Below are 19,033 nucleotides of genomic sequence, written 5' to 3'. Positions count from 1 at the left end.
ATGTGCTCTCGGTTCACCGGTCGATGTGACGATCGGACGGGGGAACTGCTCGAGTCCTCCGGGCTCGGACGCTCCGACCCCTCCGCCGATCGGTAGACGCCGGTGGTGGCTACCGTTCCGGTTCGGTCGTCGCTGCTCGGCGTGTCGCCGGTGCTTCGCGCGTCCAGCGACCGTCTCTGACTGCTCCTGGATCCCGGATTCACTACTGCGCCTCGAGCGCGGAACCCGTCCGGACGATTCGATCCGGGATCGACATGTTGGACTCCCGTCACGTCGTCGATGCGGTCGGATGCTGCGATGCGGTCGCTCGCGTCGCCGACTCGCCGCGCCAGCAACGACTCACTCGCAGTGGTTGGACTGCCGGCTCGAGATGGCCGGGCCGACGCACCCGTCACGGTGGAGCTGCTGGCCCGGGAAATCGCGGATTTCGTGCGGTCACGTTCGGTCCGACCGGCCGGCGTGTTCACGGGCGATGGATCCCGTCTGGCCACTCGCAACGAACTCCTCGAGCGGTCCGTTCGTATCGGGCGTCCAGCCGTCCGGTCCGGCTGCCGGTCGCGGTCCGCTCTCGCGTCAGTGATCGAATCGGTCGTGACAGCTGGTTTCGTCGCTTTCATCGATTCGGTCTCCCGGCCGCCTGTGGCGTCTTTCAAATCGACGCCGGTGGGCGGATATGCTATCGCGGTCCGCCCCTCGGGTGCTTCGCCGGGGGACTGGACAGTTTCGCTCACTCCGGGGGGACGAGCGAGTCGAGCGAGTCGTCGACCGATTCCCGTTTCGGATCCGGCCCCAGGAGACACCGATACCGGGGACGACCGGTGCTCGAGGGACTCTCGCGATGGATCGAGGGAGGGGTTCCGTCGACGGTTCGTCTCCAGGTCGGGGATACCAGTCTTCGTCGTCTGTCCTGTGGATGTGACGAGTACGCTGTCTTCCGCACTCGGCGTCTCCTGGGACCTCGTATCTGGCCTCCGTACCCTCGTATTTCGTCGGGTACCCGCCGTAGTAGTTACCGGGCGCCGGTCGCGCCCGGTCGTGGAATCGTGGAAGTGATACACCGCTGACGAGGCCGTCCAAGGGCGCCGACCGTCCCGTGACCATCCTCGCCCCGTACTGGCTGGTCGGTCATCCCCCCCGGCGACCCCGATCGCTGATTCGTGGTGGACACCGGAGGAGCGTTGGCGCGGGACGCTCGCGGGCGTAGCGAGAACCGATATCGTCGTCTCCGTAGACCGGTCGCCGATCGCTGCGGATGTGGTGGCGACACTGCTGCTCGATCGACCCGAACGCCCGTTGTCGACTGTCGTCGCTGTTCGAGCATCCGTCGCGTTCATTTCCGACGTGCTGGCTGCGGTCAGGCCGTCGCCCGCACGTCGCATCGCGTGGCGTTGGCGCGCTGATCCGTGCTTTCCCACCGCGTGCTGTCCGGTCACGATCCCGTCGCGTGATGTCGCTCTCGCCGACGTCACTGCTCGCCCCCGACGACCAACTCGAACCGGTCGATCCGTCCGTGTCGTCCCGCGATCGCCGTCGGTGACAGAAGTGTCGACAGCACTTTGCGGAACAACGCCGTCAGCTGTCGTGGCAGTCTCCTGGTGGGTCTGGTTCGGTCCTCGTCTCGAGGGCGACTCGATCACCTCGCTGTCGCGGTGTGTCCTCACACTGTGGGCACTCGCCGGACCGTGGTCGCGAACCGCGACGACTGGTTCACTGTCGCCCGTTCGCTCGCCGGCGCTGGTCACACCGGTCTCTCGCCGGTCTCGATTGCGAGACCGCTGGAGATCTCCGGCCGAGGGAACACTCGTCGCGTCGATCCAGGTGCGCCCCCGACCGCTCTCGATACCCTGTCGGAATTCACGTTCCGTCCGTTGAGACGATGGATCCGAAACTGGCAGGGGCTCGGTCGCCACCGATTGACTGGCGGCGGAGCGCTGGATCCAGGGGACGGTCCGTGCCGTTTCTCGAGCACCGCCGAACTGGACTGGCGTCGCCTGGAACGATCGAAGCTGCGGATTGTCGTCGATATCCGATCGGGTCGACGATCGGATCGGAGTTGCTGTGGATCCAATTGGAACCGTTCGGGAGGCGATTCCCCGATTTCTCGCTACCGACGAACGGGCGTCGGTCCCGCTCGTGCGCCCTCGCTCCGACGAGATCCGCCGATCCAAATTGGTGCCCGCGGCTGGAGTCGTATTGGTCGCTACGGGAGTCGCCGGGGCTCCACTGGGGCGGCTTTCGGTGCTCGACTCCGGCGCTTGCTCGAGTCTGTCCCGTCCGGCACGGTGGCCGCCGGTAGCTGTCGACGATTCAGTCGTGGCATCCGTTCGTCTGTGTCCGTTTCCGTCGTCGGGTCGTCCCACGTCGCCGTTACCCGTGAACGAAGGACGACTCGTCTCGTCGTGATCGTCGTGGTCAGATCGGCCACTCCGCCGATCCACGTCGACCCCCGCAACCGGAGACACGTCCCCGCGGGACAAGCGCGGCTTCGTTCCGAGCGGGTCGTTACGCTGTGGACCGCTTCGGCCTCGCGGGGAGGTCCGATCTGGCGCCGTCTCCTCGTCCCCGACCCACGAGCGCACTCGATCACCCGGTTCGGTTCTAAACGGTGATACCGAGACTCCCGAGAGCAAGCGTCCCCCCTCCGCGTTTCCCGCCGCCGACTCGAACGTGGATGTCTCGAGTTCGGCCGTGTCGGCTGTGGAATCCCCGTTCGCCACCTGCGCGTCGGTCCGCCCACGGCGTCGGTACGTCGGGTCGATCGTCGAATACCGTTCGACGATCCGGAGTGCAAACCCCCCGGCCAGTCTCGATGGATCGAGCGTGAGTAGATCGCGATGGCGGGTCCGAATGCTGGGTGTGGCGTGTCGATTCACGACAGCGTCGCCGAGAATTCGTCCGATCGAGCCGGCGATTGCTGCAGGCGATCCCGATGGAACGTTCACGGTGTCGTCCGTCCAGTCGGTACTCCTGGTGATATCTCGAATCGCCTCGTCGTCGATCGGTGGGACGCTGAATCCGGTGTCAGAGTCGAACATGCGTGAGGTATTTTCTGTCGCGGGTCGAAGGCGGGTCGTCAACGGCGTAGACTGTACGACGGTGAGTTGCTACTGCGTGTCTCATACGGATTGTTGTAGCGTTTTACCGGTGATCACCGACCCCGTCCGGGTAATCACCGGTAAAGAACTACAACGGTCCGTATCAATCCTGCGGTGCTGGGGCCCCAGTTGAACCGATCACCGAGCCGGGCGTTTCAGCGGGGGGCTGGCGGTCGTCGGTCGTCGTTGATTCGGCTACGTGCTTCGAACTGTCGCGACCGACCGCCGATGCCGGCTTCTCCGCCCACTGCAGGTAGTAAACCGCTCCTGCCTTCGTGAAAACCACGGGCGTTTCTCCACCTCGCTTGAGATTGTACCCAAGCGGCAGTCTAATCGCGTCGTCGTTCGGCTCGAGGGAAAACGACTCCGCGATCTCGAAGGTTCCGTCTTCTCCCGGCCGGATCGTCGTGTCGACGCCGGTTCTGTAGAGGTCGAGGTCCGTATCCCGAATCAACGCCGCCGAGAGATCGATCGGTCTGTGTGAGGTGTTCCGGACAGTCAGTTCACGAACGTCTCGAGACTCCGGGGTGGTGATGTCGGCGATCACGAGATCGGTTCGTTCGACGGTTCGATTTTCGCGCCGATTGTAGAGTCCCAACGTCACTACGCCCCAGACAAGTCCGGCACAGATTACTGGCAGCCACCACAGATATCTCCCGAAATACCACGTCAGGGCGGCGATCGCGAGACCACTCCCGATAGCGACGAGGAGGCCGACGATCATCGACAGCGTGCGGCTTTCTAAGCCGCGCGTGAGTACGTATCCGACTTTGATCGAATCGACCGCCGAGGACGCTCGGCTACTCCGTCGATACCACACCAGCACCGTACCGACGGCGAGTGGCCAACTTAGCAACACACCGACGAACAGTATCGCCAGCGTAAGCCATTCGAGAACGTATCCGACGGATAGCACCAGGGCAACCGAGAGTGCGGCGATCCACCCGCTGATCATCGCCTTCGCCCACGTCGAATACTGCTCCCAGCGCCGATGTAACGCCTCTCGATAGTTGCGATACAAGAGGTAACAGCCACCAATGAGAAGACCGAGCAGAAACGCGGTGAGGAAGAGAACCTGCATCTCACTCATTGTTGTGCCCGTTACTGGGATCACTACTGGTGGCACAACGCCGGTCCACCCGGCCAACCAGAACGTGACCGTTGTCGTTACGGCAATCGCGACTGCGATCATCACGGCCGGGAGAACCGGTTTGATAACCTGCGCCACTACTTTTTTCGACGCTTTCGTTACGTTTGTACTACGGGTCATTGTCGCGTATCCCACGGCAAAACCGGTTCCGAAGACGGTACACCGCTGTACTGGTGGCAGTCAACTAATCGCGCAGTTCCCATCGGGTCGAGTAGCAGCCGACGCATCGGCCCCAGCTCTCGAGCCGCTTTCGTCAGCGGTATCTGCGATCGATATCCGCGTGTGCCGCCATCGTTCATATATTAGTTATCTATGAAACATCACGAGACTACAATAAATACTTTGGTTACATCGATAGATAGAACCGCAATTAGTGGCGGAACGAATTGTCGTAGTTATTACTATCGTAACACCGAAGCGCCTGTACTGGTGCCGAGTGAGGCCGATTGGATATCGTCCATCTGTCGATGCTCGAAACGCAGTTTGGGAGGCAGTACGCTACGGCCGCGACCAGACTTTCCCGTGCCTATCTTCTATTAGAGAGAAATAAAAGTATTAATGAAATCTATTATTCTACTTTTGGGTACAGTATATGGAACTAACCGTCAGCTCGCTCAAACAGAAGGATGCAGGTCGCGGTCTCGCCGCCGTCGATCGGGCAGCAATGGCCGATCTCGGTATCGAAAACGGCGACTACGTCTTTATCGATGGCAACGACGGTGAGGTAGCCGCCCGCGTCTGGCCGGGATATCCCGAAGACGAAGACATGGGTATTCTCCGTATCGACGGTCATGTCCGTCGGGCGATCGACACCAGCATTGGCGAACGTGTCACGGTGTCAGCGGCCGATCTCCCGACCGCAACGACACTCTCTGTCACCGTCCCCGATACGCTCCGTATCGAAGGCAACCTCGAGCCGATCGTCAAGCGCAGGCTCAAAGGTCGAGCGATCGATCTCGGACAGAACGTCGACGTATCCCTCGGGGTCGGACCTGGATCGTCGGTCCCCGAACAACGGATCCCGGTCCAGGTCGCGGAGACGCAACCAGCCGACACCGTCGTGGTCGACGAGTCGACGAACCTGACCGTCGACCAACGACCGTCCGAGCCAGACCAGAAGCGATCGACTGACGACCAGTCCCGGGAACGGACCTCGTCCGACTCCCGGTCCACGTCCCACTCTCGGTCATCTGCCCCGGACATCGCGTACGAAGATATCGGCGGCGTCGACGACGAACTCGAGCAGGTACGGGAGATGATCGAACTGCCGATGCGCTATCCCGAACTCTTCCAACAGTTGGGGATCGAGCCACCGAAGGGGGTCCTGCTGCACGGGCCGCCAGGAACGGGAAAAACCCTCATCGCGAAAGCCGTCGCGAACGAGATCGACGCGTTCTTTACGGACATCTCCGGCCCGGAGATCATGTCTCGATACTACGGAGAGTCCGAAGAGCAACTGCGGTCGGTCTTCGACGAAGCAGCGGAAAACGCCCCTGCAGTCGTCTTCATCGACGAAATCGATTCCATAGCCCCCGAACGGGACGATACCAGCGGCGATGTCGAACGACGGATCGTCGCGCAACTGCTCTCGTTACTGGATGGTCTCGAAGAGCGTGGAGACGTCGTCGTGATCGGGGCAACCAACCGAGTCGACGCGATCGATCCCGCGCTCCGGCGCGGCGGTCGCTTCGATCGAGAAATCGAAGTCGGCGTGCCGGACAAAGACGGACGCCGGGAAATCCTCGAGGTACACACCCGGGGAATGCCCCTTTCGGAAGCGGTCTCGCTCGAGGAGTATGCCGCGGACACGCACGGCTTCGTCGGTGCCGACCTCGAACAACTCGCCAAGGAGGCCGCGATGACGGCACTGCGACGCATTCGCCCGGGGCTCGACCTCGAAGCGGATACGATCGACGCGGCAGCGCTCGAGGCGATCCGTGTCACGGATCGGGATGTCCAGCGGGCAATGTGCAACGTCGATCCGTCGGCACTGCGCGAGGTGTTCGTCGAAGTACCGAACGTGTCCTGGAACGCCGTCGGAGGGCTGGAGACCACGAAAGAGCGGCTGCGAGAGACGATCCAGTGGCCCCTCGAGTATGGACCGGTCTTCGACGAACTCCATCTCACTGCGGCCAACGGCGTGTTACTATACGGACCACCGGGGACGGGCAAAACGTTGCTGGCCAAGGCGGTCGCCAGCGAAGCACAGAGCAATTTTATCTCGATCAAAGGACCCGAACTGCTCAACAAGTACGTCGGCGAATCCGAAAAAGGCGTTCGTGAGGTGTTCGACAAGGCCCGCTCGAACGCACCCGCGGTGATCTTCTTCGACGAGATCGACGCCATCGCTGCCGAGCGCGGGTCAAACGGCGACGGCGCCGGCGTCCAGGAACGCGTAGTGTCTCAGCTACTAACGGAACTGGACGGCCTCGAGGAACTCGAAGATGTCGTCGTGATCGCGACCAGTAACCGGCCGGATCTCATCGACGACGCGCTTTTGCGTCCCGGGCGATTCGATCGGCGTATCCACGTCCCGATCCCGGGGGAGCAAGCCCGTCGCGAAATATTTGCCGTCCACACCGAACACCGGTCGCTCGGCGACGACGTCGAACTGGCTCGCTTCGCCGGTCGAACGCAAGGATACGTCGGCGCGGACATCGAAGCGATTTGTCGCGAAGCCGCGATGGAGGCAGCACGGGAGTACGTCGAGGCCGTTACCCCTTCGGCCCTCGACGACGGCGTCGACACGATTCCGGTGACCGCCGATCACTTCGATCACGCCATCAAAACGACCACGCCGAGCGTCGACGACGCGACGAAACACCACTACGAGGAACTCGAGCGACAGTTCGGCGGAACACCGTAACACGAGCGTAAGATCCCTGCAGCAGGGCGTGCCATCGTCTGTGCTGTGAACGGAGGTTATCCAGTCCCGCTCAGTACGTCGGCTTCGAAGGCTTGCTGGGCGGTCGGCCCCGTGTGAACCTGGACGTGATCCAGCGAGGCGTCCAATCGCCCCTCGAGGGCGCGTTGGACGGGCTGATCCAGCGGTTGGCCACCGTTGCTCAGGACGCCAAGGACCTTGCCGGGCACCTCGTCGATGGTCGTGTCGGTCCCCTCGAGCGAGCGCTGAATCTGACCCTCGTCGCGACCGAACAGACGCGGGGCCGCCGAATCGGCGAGCTCCACAGCGCCAGCGGAGTGATCGAACGCCGCTGCCTCGAGGTGGGTCTCCATCTTGGCTGCGTCCTGCTCGAGGGCAGCCGCCGCCAGGGGTTTGGGGCTTCCATCCCGGACAGCGGCTGACGAAGACGCCGTGTCGGCTGTCTGTGCCCGTGACTTGTCGCTCGTCTCGGTGTCCGAGTCCGCGTTCCGGGAGCGTTTCCAGTTTTCTATGGACCACTTGCCCGCGGAACTCGAACGTATTAGTGCAGTTTTCGAGGAATCAGTACCGTAGGTTCGTACCGACATGGGTTCGGTCAGTTCAGCAGTGATTTCACACTGCCGAGCAGGGAGTCATCACCGAAGTATTTCGAGTCGAGGTCGGAGAGGTACGCCCCGTCCTCGTCAGGAGCATGGTAGTCCGGATAGAACTCAACCTCCTCGTAGGCGAGTGCAGCAGCGATGTGGCCCAGACCCAGAATCTGATACTCCTCGGGTGGCATAACGCCCATTCGGATGAAACAATCCCGAATCTGACACGCCAGATCGAACGACAATCCGTGCTGGAACTGCTCGAGCGTGCCGGGATCGACCGGTGGTTCTTCGAACCGGGCGTCGGGTTCTCTATCGGGTTCGATAGCCGTCGTCACCTGCTCGATGCCATCGTGGTCGAGGTACGCCATATGCAGTTCGGAGGTCGTATCGACGTAGAAGCCCTCGGCTAACTCTGCCAATTCTTCCTCGCCGGAGCGGTCGAACAACTCCGTGGAGAACCCGGACCACGCATCAAGGCCATCATCGGTTAGTCCCGCTAGTGGCGTCTCGTTCGGTGCGTGCTCGTCTAAATCGAGCCCGAACTCCGCAGCGAGGTCTCGTGCATCGTCGGCGAGGTCGGTCTCGAGTGGATCGAGCCCGAGATAGACGTGCTTGCGATAGAGGTGGTAGTCCTCGTCCTGGGAGTCTGCCGGCGGGTGCAGGACGCGCTCGGTGCTGTCGTCGTGGTGACTTTTCAGTTGCTGGTAGAGATCGCCGAAGTGGTCCTCGAACTCCTCGAGGTCCATCGAATCGATCGCCGACCGAACCGCTTGCAGGTGGACTGGGTTTTTCCACTTCGGATTGACTGTATCGTAACCACGGTTCAGGAAGACGTAGTACTGGGCGTAGCGGCGGGCTTGCTTACCGTACTCGCTTTCTTCTCGAGTGCGCTTTTCAGGTTTTGATGGATAATCCTCACACTCATGACCATCAATCTCCCCGTCATCACAGATTCCAATTTTGTGTTTGACATTATTATTGTCAGTAACTAGAACTCCGAACCCATCATTCGTTTCTTTTTTAATTTCTGCCCTCATACTTAGAAGTCCGTCTTGTTACTCGCTTCCCACTCGTCATCATCCTCATCCCGGCCACCGAGCCAGCCTGGCAGGCGGTCGCGCAAGGCACCAGCCTTCTCATGGACGCGACCGGGTGCCATTTGCTTAGCAGTCTGACCGATGGCAGGACTGGTATCGAGCATTCCTTTGGTGGCGGCCCCAGCCAACGCCGCACCGGCAATCGCCCCCAGCGGACCTGCCAGTCCTAACGCGGCAATCCCCGCGCCAGTCGCCAACCCGGCTCCACTCGAGAGGGCGTCCTTCCCGGCTTCGGAGACCATCTTTCGTTTGGTCGAGGCGGGCCGGACCTGCTCGGAGACGTACTCGCCGAGCTTTGACACTTGGTCCTCGAGATTTTCGACGCGTTCTTCAATATTGCCCTCAGTGGCACCCATCTGGGCGTACTTGTCAGCTTTGTCCTCCTGAGCGCCTTTCAGTATTTTGTGGTTGACCTTCGCGAAACTCGCCACAGTACTGCCGATGTCGGCGATGGCCCCCGTGAATCGCTGGACGTGGATTTCGGTGTCGGCCATCTCACCCTCGAGACCGGTCTCCCAGCCGCGCATGATCTGGCCAGCGATCTCGTCGGCCTCGCGTTCGGCGGCTGGGTCGGGGTCGACCTCCATCTCGACTTCGGTTTTGGGCATCATCGAGAGAGGGGCGTCTGGTTGCTGGAGGGTGTGGACGACCTCGTGGGCGATGAGGTGCTGGCCCTCTGGTGAGGACGGATCGTACTCGCCGGGACCGAACGCGATGTGGTTCCCGACCGCGAACGCGCGGGCGTTGACCTCTTCACAGGCCTGTTGGGCCGTCGGCCCCGTGTGGATCTGGACGTGATCCAGCGAGGCGTCCAATCGCCCCTCGAGGCCGGCTTTGACCTCGCCGTCGAGTTGCTGGCCGGGTTCGGAGACGACCGCTTGCACTGAGTCGGGGACGGCAGCCTCGCCTGCGGGTTCGTGATCACGGTGGGCAGCTTTGTTCCGGTGCAACGAGGCTTCGTTTCGGTGTTCGATATCGTATTGCGCCCCTCTTCCCGGCAAGCCAGCCGTACCGCGGCAAACAGTCCGTGAGAGCATCGATAGTCGATGTATCCGAGTTGTAAGCGCAGTAAATTATGTGTTGTGGGGCCGAGATTATCGCAGCAAGATATCCTTAGGCCGACTCGAGCAGCCCTGAGAGATCGTACGCGTCGTCGGGCGTGTGCTGTTCTTGCCAGTCGGTGATCGTCGCCTGTGGATCGTGATAATCCTGATAGAAGTCGTGATTGCTGTACCAGCCGATGTGATCGTAGAACCCCGGCCCCTGAATTCGAACGTCCTCCGGTGGAGCGATGCCCATCGTGATATAACAATCACGAACCTGACAGCACAGGTGGCGAACTAGCGAGTGGCGGAAGTCCTCTAAGTCGTCGAACTGGTACGCACGGCCGAACATCTGTGGACGGGCGTCAGGATGGCGGTTCGGGACGGCTCCATCGGACTCATCTGTCACTGCTTCGTCGCGGTCGCCGTTTGCCCACCGGATCGTAACCGGTCCGATGGCCTCGATGATGCCCTCACTGAACGTTTCTGCCACACTGGAGGTATCGATCTCCTCGTCGCTGGCGAAAGCCTGCTGGATACGACTCACGAGCCCCCCACTGTCGGTGGCCTGTTCGACCGTTCGAATCACTGCTTCCAGGGTCCCGTCGGCGATCAGTTCCTCGAGTAAGGTTGCCGTATCGGTCTCGTCCAGCCCGAGGTAGATGTCCTGTTCGACGCGTGGGACGGTCACCGGTGGCAGATCCGGAACCTCGACGACCGGCGACGCCTCGCCGGCGTCGTGGCGCATCTGCTGGTAGAACTCGCCAAAATAGTCCTCGAAGGTGTCTTCGGGATGGTTGGCGATGGCCATCGCGGCGGTCGCGATCCGATCCGGGTTCGAAAGCGGGTCGACTGTTTCGTACCCACGCTGCCGGTAGACGTAGAACTTGGCAAATCGACGCGTTTGATTGACCCACTCGTGTTCCTCCTGGGTGCGTTTGGACGGGTCGTCGGGGTAGCCGTCTTGCTCATGGTATTTGACCGCGCCACTTTCATCCATTTCAATGAGATGCTCAACGTCATTGTTGTCGATGACGCTAAGACCAACTCGTTCAGATTCGCCGGTTATGATCGCGTCCATAATTTATCCCCTCCTACTCTTTGCGTCACCGGTCGAGTCACCCGCTCCAGTCTCGCCACTCTCTCGCAGTTCACGTTTGACCGTTTCGACGATCGTCGCGAGTTCTTCCGGCGAGAGACTGCTCTCTTCACCGAGTGCGGCGTCGGCAGCCCCTTTGCCGAGCATACTCGAGGCGAAGGCTCCAGAGGCAGCGACGGCAGCACCAGCAGCAAGCGGCAACGCGCCGGCGGATGCGACCGTCGTCAGTGCTGCAACGGTTGCGCCGACTCCGGCGGTGACCGCCGTTCGGTTGTCGGTTGCCCCGTCGCGTAGCCGTTCCCACACGCTGCTCTCTCCGCCCTCGATCGCCTCGGGATCTACACCGAGGTCTTCCAACGCCGCTTCGTCACGTTCGCCCGAGCCGCTGAGCATCTCCTCGATTTCCTCGGATCGCTGTTCCAATCGCTTGTCTACCGCCTCGGGAACGCGCTGTTCGATCTCTTCGGAGACGATTTTGCGAATCCGGGATGGGCTCGCGAGTCCACCGTCGTCGGTGGCCGTCCGCTGAATGTGGACGTCCGTCCCCATCCGACTCACGATCAGCGGCTTCTCACCACTCAGTGCCTGCGCTGCGGCCTCGTCCGCTTCGCGCTCGAGTTGCGGATCGGGATCGATCTCGAAATCTGCACCCTCTTGAGGCATCATCGAAATCGGCGCGCCACCGTTCTGTTGTTTGACGTGCGCGAGTTCGTGTGCGAGCAAGTGCTGTCCCTCTGGCGACTCTGGCTCGTACTCGCCTGAGTTGAACACGATATCGTTGCCGCACGTAAAGGCTCGAGCGTCGATCGCTTCAGCGGCTACAGCCGCCGAGCCACCCGTGTGAATGCGCACGTCCGAGAAGTCGGCGTCCATCCGCTCCTCGAGGGCGCGCTGAATCGTCCCCTCGAGTGGCTGGCCACCGCCTTGTTGAATGCATGGCTGTCCACGTTGTAATGTCTGCGTCGGTGCGAACTTCGACCGCCAGTCAGGGGTCAATGAGTTTTTCGCTGTCGACTGCGGCGACACGAAACGGAATTCGACACTCATGAATGCTATCTGCAGGTCTGACTTAGGGCCTGTAGCCTGGAACATCGGCGTTCGGATCGGCGTAGTCGGGGTAACAATCGAAGTGGCGGTACTTCTGGGCGAATTTGTAGAGGCCGTGACCAAGCACGCGGTACTGTGCGGGCGGTTCCTCGCCCATCCCGACGTAGCAGTCTCTGATCTGGCAGAGCAAGTGTTCCTCGATTAGGGGCCGAAACTGCTCTATAGGGTGGGCGGGCATCGGTGTGAACTCGAGTCGGGAATCGGGCTCACGATCGAGCGGCCGGTTGCCCTCGACGACGCGATCGTCATTAGTGTCCTCATAGTAGAGCATGTGGACATCCGAAACTGCTTCGATAGAGAACTCTGGCGGCTCGATGTCGCCGGACGCCGTTCGCTCTTGGACCTGGCCGGCGAAACTGGCAACCTTCTGTCGGAGACCGCCACTGTCGGTCTGAGATTCGACTTCGTCAACAATCGTCGCCAGTTCGTCGCTGTACGCGTCCGCGGTCGCTCGGATCTCCTCGAGATCCTCCTTGAGGTAGACGTCGAGCATGTACAGTTTGAACTCCTCGCGATCGACGTACTCGAGGGAATCGACCGGTGGGTCGACTGACGGATCGTCGTAGCTGACGACTTGCCGGTGGAACGGATCGAACAGCGACTCGAACTGATCGTCGTCCATCGTGTGGACGGCCGCGAGTACCGCAGCGATCCGATCCGGATTCATACGCGGCTCAATCGTGTCGTACCCTGTTTCTCGGTAGACGTGATATTTTGCATAGCGGCGAGCCTGAGTGATGGACTCTCCTTCTGTATTTGAGCGTTCTTCCGGGTAATCTGAATACCCCTCTTGTGAATGACCGTTTATATCTCCATCATGCCCGACTACAATACGATGTCCGGCACCATTATTATCGACGACCTCCACTCCCACATCAACATCATCTTCCCCAACAATTTTTGCCTTCATTCTCATCACCAAAACTTGAGTGATGAATCGTCGGTTTGCCCATCCTCCCGGCTCTTGTGCTCGTCTTCGTTACTCTTGGCTCGCCACTCGGAGAACCACGCTTTGGCGCGCTTTTTGAGCGCGGAGATGCCTTCTTTGCCACCAGTGATCTTCGCGGCGGTGGTCCCGGCAATGACAGTTCCGAGAACGGCGTCGGCGTGGGCATCGCCAGTGAGGTTGCCGAGGAGGCTTTCGACGCCGAGGGCGTCGGCACCGGCATGCTGAGCCTGGGTGAGTGCGGCACCGACGCTGCCCCAAATACCGGCCGCGCCAACTTTCTTCGCGACCCCGCCGTCGCCCGAACCGTCCAGTTGTGCTTTGAGCTCGTCGGTCCGATCGGCCAGTGACTTCAACGGCTCCAGTTCACTCAGTGACTCCTCAATGGCACTCACCCGGCCGGCCAGGCCCGCGCCACCTTCTGCACCTTTCACTGGAGCACCGGCAGGCATCCGCTGAATGTGCACATCCGTCCCCATCCGATTCACGACCAGCGGCTCCTCACCGGAAAGCGCCTGTTCGGCCGCTTGATCAGCCTCGCGCTCGAGTTGCGGATCGGGGTCAATCTCGAGATCTGCACCCTCTTGAGGCATCATCGAAATCGGCGCGCCACCGTTCTGTTGTGTGACGTGCGCGAGTTCGTGTGCGAGCAAGTGCTGTCCCTCTGGCGACTCTGGCTCGTACTCGCCCGAGTTGAACACGATATCGTTCCCGCACGTAAACGCCTTCGCGTCGATGGCTTCGGCTGCTTTCGCTGCAGTGCCGCCCGTGTGGATGCGCACGTCCGAGAAATCGGCGTCCATGCGCTCCTCGAGGGCGCGCTGAACCGTCCCGTCGAGTGGCTGGCCACCGTTGCTCAGCACGTCCAGCACTTGCCCGGGGACCTCGTCAGTGCTCGTATCAGTGCCCTTGAGGGAACGCTGAATTTCTCCCTGATCGCGACCGAACAGACGCGGGGCCGCCGAGTCGGCCAGCTCCACGGTCGCAGCGGAGTTATCGAACGTCGCTGCCTCGAGGTGGGTCTCGACTTTGGCCGCGTCTCGCTCGAGGGCGGCCGCCGCCAGCGGTTGAGGACTCCCGTTTCGGACAGCAGCCGACGAAGACGACGTGTCCGCTGTCTGTGCTCGTGACTTCTCGCTCGTCTCGGTGTCCGAGTCTGCGTTCCGAGAACGTTTCCAGTTTTTCGTAGCCCACTTGCTCGCAGAGTTCGACAGAATCGGTGCGAGTCTCGAGCAATCTGTACTGAGAGTCCGTGTCGACATGGGGTTCGGTCAGTTCAGCAGTGATTTCACACTGCCGAGCAGGGAGTTATCTGAGAAGTATTTCGAGTTGATGTCCCCGTAGAAGGTGCCGTCGTCTTGAATGAGATGATAATCCGGGTAGAAGTCGACCTCGTCGTAGGCTTGGACAGCAGCGATGAGACCGACACCCAGCACCTGGAACTCTTCGGGTGGGGTAACGCCCATGCGGATGAAACAGTCTCGAATCTGGCAGATCAGGTTAAACTCGAGTGCAGCCTTGAAGTGTTCCATCGACCGGGGTTCGATTGGTGACACTTCGAGCCGAGCATCGGGTTCCCTGTCGGGTTCGATCGCCGTCGTCACCTGCTCGATGCCGTCGTGGTCGAGATACGCCATATGCAGCTCAGAGGTGGTATCGACGTAGAACCCTTCGGCCAATTCTGCCAGTTCGTCCCCGTCAGAACGTTCGAACAGTTCAGTAGAAAAGCTAGTCCATGCCTTGAGGCCATCGTCAGTTAGTCCCGACAGTGACGTTTCCGTCGGTGCGTGCTGGTCTAAATCGAGCCCGAACTCGGTGGCCAGTTCTCGAGCGTCATCCGCGAGGTCGGTCTCGAGGGGATCGAGGCCGAGGTAAACATGCTTGCGGTAGAGGTGATAGTCTTCATCTTGGGAATCTGACGGAGGATGCAGGACGCGCTCCGTGTCGTCGTCGTGGTGACTCTTCAATTGCTGGTAGAGATCGCCGAAATGGGACTCGAACTCCTCAAGGTCCATCGAATCGATCGCCGAGCGAACTGCTTGCAGGTGGACGGGATTTTTCCACTTCGGGTCGACCGTGTCGTAACCGCGGTTCAGGAAGACGTAATAACGGGCGTATCTGCGGGCCTGCCTATTATACTCATTTTCTTCAGGAGTCCGATTAGCTGGGTCGTCTGCATATTGCTCACACTGGTGATAGACAATCTCATTCGACTGCTTTTCGAACGTTATCTCATGTTCTGCACCGTTATTATCGATAACGTCGACACCGATCCCTTCTTCATTTTCACCGGGGATAGTCGCCTTCATATTAATCACCGGATCCCATCAATCTCATTACCACCATGGTATTGATCTTCATCCTCATCCCGACCACCGAGCCATTTTGGCAGGCGATCAGTAACGGAGTCACCCCACTCGTCGAGCCAGTCAGGAGTGACCTGCTTGGCAGTCTGGCTAACAGCAGAGCTCGTATCCATCATTCCTTTGGTGGCAGCCCCGGCAAGCGCCGCACCAGCGATTGCACCCAGCGGGCCTGCCAGTCCTAAGGCGGCAATGCCCGCACCTGTTGCCAACCCGGCCCCACTCGAGAGGGCGTCCTTCCCAGCCTCGGTGACCATCTGTCGTTTGGTCGAGGCGGGGGCGACCTGCTCAGAGACGTACTCGCCGAGTTTGGATACTTGCTTCTCGAGATTTTCGACCCGATCCTCGAGCGAGCCCTCGGTGCCACCCATCTGGGCGTAACTTTCGGCTTCGGCCTCCTGAGCGTTTTTCTGTGCTTCGTGGTTGAGCTTCACCATACTCGCCGCAGTACTCCCGATATCGGCGATGGCCCCAGTAAACCGCTGGACGTGGATTTCGGTATCGGCCATCTCACCCTCGAGACCGGTTTCCCAGCCACGCATGATCTGGCCGGCGATTTCGTCAGCCTCGCGTTCGGCGGCCGGATCGGGGTCGACCTCCATCCCGACCTCGGTTTTTGGCATCATCGAGATGGGAGCGGCGGGTTGCTGGAGGGTGTGGACGACTTCGTGGGCGATGAGATGCTGTCCTTTCGGACTCTCGGGATCATACTCGCCCGGACCGAACGCGATGTGGTTCCCGACCGCGAACGCGCGGGCGTTGACCTCTTCGCAGGCCTGCTGGGCCGTCGGCCCCGTGTGAATCTGGACGTGATCCAGCGAGGCGTCTAACCGCTGCTCGAGGCCGGCTTTGACCTCGCCCTCGAGTTGCTGGCCGGGTTCGGAGACAACCTCCCGGACTGATTCGGGGACAGCAGCCTCGCCGGCGGGTTCGTGATCACGGTGAGCGGCTTTGTTCCGGTGCAGCGAGGCTTCGTTTTGCTGTTCGATATCGTGTGGGACTGCAGCGGGACGAGCCTGCTGGCGCTCGCGGAAGGCCGCCATCTCGCTGGGCGTGCCCATCGCGTCGGTGGGCATCCCTTCGGCAGCCCACTGGCGGGTGTCGTCGTTGCCGTACTGTTTGGCCGCACGTTGCAGCGTCGCACGCTGGGTCTTGGTTGGGTCGACCCCGAATGCATCGACGGGCGCGGGCGACTGGTCTCTCCCACCGGCGGCGGGCGAGTCGGCGGAATCGGCGGCGTCTTGCCACGCGGTCGCCGAATCCCGGCGATCGGCCGCCGATTCGTCGGCGTTCACTCTGGCGGATCGAAATGCCATCTTGCTCTCCTATTTGTCTTATCTTGCTATAAAATTTGTTGTCTAATACTTTGAGCTAAAATACTAGATCGAGATACACAAAATATATTTTGCACAGGTAGACAATAGAACGGATATTGGTGCCCTACTACGACACACTCGAGCATCTCCTCGAAGAAAGCAAGCTGGCCAACGCGCGTCTGGAGACGTTTCGCGAGAGTGCCACGTCACGGTTCACCCAGGACGGGCTATCGATGGACGAAGCCGACGGAGTCGGGGAGCCGGTCGCGTCGGCCGCTACCCTCGAGTATGCACTTCCTGAACGAGACCGTGATCGGTTTCGGAAGCGACGGGACCGTATCGAGCGCAAGTGTAACGCAGCCCACGAACAGGGTGTCGAACTTCGCCTTCGAAACCTCGTCGACGCGTTCGATCTGCAGCCACCGCATCGTGATGTGCTGGTCGTAGCGCTGTTGCCCGACCTAGACCCCGGCGTCACCGATGCGATGACCGGCCTGACCGATGAACTGTCTACTTCGCGTCCGACGGTCGGGCTCTGCGCCGACCTGTTTGCCGACTCGCCCGCGGTGTTCGCCAGTGCTGTCAGGCTGCTCTTCGATGAATCTCCGCTCGTCGACGCCGACCTCGTGACACTCAAACGTTCCGACGATCCGTCGGCATCGTTACTCGAGACTGACGTCGCTGTCGACGACCGGATTCGGTCGTACCTGCTCGACAGCGACGGCATCGATCCAACGCTGCAAACGCACCTCGAGCGGGAGACCCGAATCCAGGACCAGCCACTGACGATCGCAGACGCAGACGCATCCCTCGAGGACCTGCTAATAGCCCCGGCGTGTCGGGCGGATCTGGAGGCACTGCCCGATCCCGATGGTCGGGGCCGGCGCGTCTACCTCCACGGCCCGGCGGGGGCCGGAATGCACCGTGCTGTGGAAGCCGTCTGTGAGAGCGACCGGCTGCTCCGGGCCGACCTGCGGGCGGTTCTCGCGGCCGACGCCCTCGAGGCGGTCGTCCGCGAGGCGCGACTGCTCGGCCTGCCGCTTGTACTCCACCACGCCGACCAGGCTGTTGCCGACGCGGATCAGTCCCTCGAGGCGATCGTCCACCGCGTCGGCGACCTCGAGACTGGCCTCTACGTCGTCGGCCGGGAGTCGTGGACGCCGTCGAACCGACGGGACCGAACGCTGGATGCGATCCGGGAATTTTCCCGGCCGACCATCGCACAGCGCCGCGAGTTCTGGGCGGACCGCGCGGATTCTCTTCCCGCGGATATCGATCCGGAACGGCTGGCGAGCACGTTCGATCTGACCCAGGGACAGCTGGAGGCGGCGCTGACGACGGCCCGAACGCTGGCTGCCGACGGCGAGCCGACAGTCGACGACGTTCGCGCGGGCTGTCGCGCCCAGTCCTCCGACGCACTCGAGGACCTGGCACAGCACATCGAGCCCGACCTGTCCTGGGACGACATCAAACTCGGCGCGGAGACGAGACGCCAACTCGAGACCCTCGAGGCCCACGTCACGAACCGCGGCCGCATCTACGACGACTGGGGGTTTCGCGACCGCGACAAGAACGCGGGCGTGGTCGCCCTGTTCAAGGGACTGCCGGGGACCGGGAAGACGATGGCCGCCGAGGTGCTGGCGAACGAAGTCGGGATGGACGTCTACAAGATCGACCTCTCGTCGGTCGTCTCGAAGTACATCGGCGAAACCGAGGAGAACCTCGAGGAGATCTTCCAGGCCGCAGAACAGTCGAACGCGATCTTGCTGTTCGACGAGGCCGACTCCATCTTCGGCGATCGGGCGGAAGTCTCGGACGCAACCGATCGGTACGCGAACGTCGAAGTGAACTACCTGCTCCAGCGGATCGAACACTACGACGGCATCATCGTGTTGACGACGAACTACGCACAGAACATCGATACCGCATTTTCCCGGCGCATCACGCATACGATCCGCTTCGAGAAACCCGACGCCGCGATCCGACGGGCGATCTGGGGGTCGATTTTCCCACCGTCGATGCCCGTCGAGGACATCGACACCGAATGGCTCGCCGACTTCGAGTACAGCGGCGGAACGATCGACAAACTCGCGAAACACATCGCGATCTACGCCGCCGAGGCCGACGCCGAGACGATCACGATGCGACACGTCGTCGAAGCGCTCGAACAGTACAAACGCGATCGGAACAGTCGGATTCAGGCGAGTGAATTCGAGCCGTATCTCGAGTATCTCCAGGGACCGACGGAACGCGAGCAAAAGGACCGTCACCAGCCTACCCGCTGAGAACGGTGCCAACGCACTCCTGCCGGATTCGTGTGAGTGCAGACAAAATACACAA

12 protein-coding genes are annotated in these 19,033 nt (G+C 61.2%); 2 read left to right on the top strand and 10 right to left on the bottom strand.

What is annotated here, in order from left to right; all coding sequences use genetic code 11:
• Positions 1-3,198 precede the first annotated feature (3,198 nt).
• A complete protein-coding gene (locus tag D8Y22_RS10695; protein ID WP_246084407.1) occupies positions 3,199-4,185 on the bottom strand; it encodes a hypothetical protein in 987 nt (328 codons plus the stop codon).
• Between the two features lie 652 nt (positions 4,186-4,837).
• On the opposite strand from D8Y22_RS10695, the gene D8Y22_RS10690 reads away from it, so the two are divergent.
• Complete coding sequence (locus D8Y22_RS10690) at positions 4,838-7,111, top strand: CDC48 family AAA ATPase (protein WP_141464700.1); 2,274 nt, start codon at positions 4,838-4,840, stop codon at positions 7,109-7,111.
• A gap of 56 nt (positions 7,112-7,167) precedes the next feature.
• Here D8Y22_RS10690 and D8Y22_RS10685 read toward each other — a convergent pair whose 3' ends face one another.
• From D8Y22_RS10685 to D8Y22_RS10645, 9 genes are all read right to left on the bottom strand, one after another.
• Positions 7,168-7,716 (bottom strand): eCIS core domain-containing protein, encoded by a 549-nt coding sequence (locus D8Y22_RS10685; protein ID WP_246084406.1) that lies wholly within the window; start codon positions 7,714-7,716, stop codon positions 7,168-7,170.
• A gap of 8 nt (positions 7,717-7,724) precedes the next feature.
• Positions 7,725-8,759: a hypothetical protein gene (locus D8Y22_RS10680; RefSeq protein WP_141464699.1), complete on the bottom strand. Its 1,035-nt coding sequence runs from the start codon at positions 8,757-8,759 to the stop codon at positions 7,725-7,727.
• A gap of 2 nt (positions 8,760-8,761) precedes the next feature.
• Positions 8,762-9,769, bottom strand: coding sequence for an eCIS core domain-containing protein (locus tag D8Y22_RS10675; RefSeq protein ID WP_246084405.1), 1,008 nt, complete (start codon positions 9,767-9,769; stop codon positions 8,762-8,764).
• A 163-nt stretch (positions 9,770-9,932) separates the two neighbouring features.
• Positions 9,933-10,862 carry a hypothetical protein gene (locus D8Y22_RS10670; protein ID WP_246084404.1) on the bottom strand — a complete coding sequence of 310 codons (930 nt, stop codon included), beginning with the start codon at positions 10,860-10,862 and terminating at the stop codon, positions 9,933-9,935.
• A gap of 84 nt (positions 10,863-10,946) precedes the next feature.
• On the bottom strand, positions 10,947-11,957 hold the full coding sequence (locus tag D8Y22_RS10665; protein WP_246084403.1) for an eCIS core domain-containing protein: 1,011 nt from the start codon (positions 11,955-11,957) through the stop codon (positions 10,947-10,949).
• Positions 11,958-12,030: 73 nt separating this feature from the next.
• On the bottom strand, positions 12,031-12,735 hold the full coding sequence (locus D8Y22_RS10660; protein ID WP_141464696.1) for a hypothetical protein: 705 nt from the start codon (positions 12,733-12,735) through the stop codon (positions 12,031-12,033).
• A gap of 248 nt (positions 12,736-12,983) precedes the next feature.
• Positions 12,984-14,276, bottom strand: a complete 1,293-nt coding sequence (locus D8Y22_RS10655; protein ID WP_141464695.1) for an eCIS core domain-containing protein — start codon at positions 14,274-14,276, stop codon at positions 12,984-12,986.
• Between the two features lie 9 nt (positions 14,277-14,285).
• On the bottom strand, positions 14,286-15,323 hold the full coding sequence (locus tag D8Y22_RS10650; RefSeq protein ID WP_141464694.1) for a hypothetical protein: 1,038 nt from the start codon (positions 15,321-15,323) through the stop codon (positions 14,286-14,288).
• A 5-nt stretch (positions 15,324-15,328) separates the two neighbouring features.
• Complete coding sequence (locus D8Y22_RS10645; RefSeq protein WP_141464693.1) at positions 15,329-16,693, bottom strand: eCIS core domain-containing protein; 1,365 nt, start codon at positions 16,691-16,693, stop codon at positions 15,329-15,331.
• 119 nt (positions 16,694-16,812) lie between these two features.
• Between D8Y22_RS10645 and D8Y22_RS10640 the strand changes: the two genes are divergently transcribed.
• Positions 16,813-18,978: an ATP-binding protein gene (locus D8Y22_RS10640; RefSeq protein ID WP_141464692.1), complete on the top strand. Its 2,166-nt coding sequence runs from the start codon at positions 16,813-16,815 to the stop codon at positions 18,976-18,978.
• The last annotated feature ends 55 nt before the right edge of the window (positions 18,979-19,033 follow it).

It is taken from the genome of Salinadaptatus halalkaliphilus (assembly GCF_006543045.1).
In the GTDB taxonomy this organism is placed as follows: domain Archaea; phylum Halobacteriota; class Halobacteria; order Halobacteriales; family Natrialbaceae; genus Salinadaptatus; species Salinadaptatus halalkaliphilus.
This window is presented reverse-complemented; position numbering and strand designations above follow the sequence as displayed.